A 607-nucleotide genomic window follows, 5' to 3' on the forward strand; every position below is an offset into this window, starting at 1 on the left:
AAAGAGCTAAAAATGACTCAAAAAGATATTGCGGATCGTTTAGGTATTAGTTATCAAGCTTATTCAGCATGGGAACGTGGAGTAAAACAACCATCTAGAGAAAAAGTAAAGCTTTTGGAGCAGATTCTAAATGCTCCAAAAGGCTATTTTACAGAGCTTGAAATTGCCCGACTATATAATATTTTATCAGATGAAGCTAAGGATCAAGCACTTAGTTATGTTAGAGGCCTGGTTCAAAAAGAACAATGTAAGAATGTTGTTTCGATATCGGAAAAACTATACGAATACCATGTTTACGAACAAATGTCTGCTGGTATCGGTTCATCGGTGTATAACGATCAAAACTATGATACTGTCTATTTTGATGAAGAACTAGCCCACGATTTCGCCTCATGGATTTCTGGCGACTCAATGGAACCCAAATATCAAAATGGTTCTGTGGCTCTCATTCGTGAAACAGGGTTTGATTATGATGGAGCAGTTTATGCCGTAGTCTGCAATAGCCAGACCTATATTAAACGAGTTTATCGAGAGGAGCATGGCTTAAGGCTGGTTTCTATCAATCCAAACTATAAAGATATTTTTCTTTCGTATGATGAAGATCCTA

1 protein-coding gene is annotated in these 607 nt (G+C 37.1%); it reads left to right on the plus strand.

The features are described from left to right. On the plus strand, positions 1-607 hold a 607-nt coding region (locus tag HMPREF2918_RS10600; RefSeq protein WP_070595617.1), incomplete at both ends, for a LexA family transcriptional regulator.

Source organism: Streptococcus sp. HMSC065C01, assembly GCF_001813525.1.
Taxonomy (GTDB): Bacteria; Bacillota; Bacilli; order Lactobacillales; family Streptococcaceae; genus Streptococcus; species Streptococcus parasanguinis_V.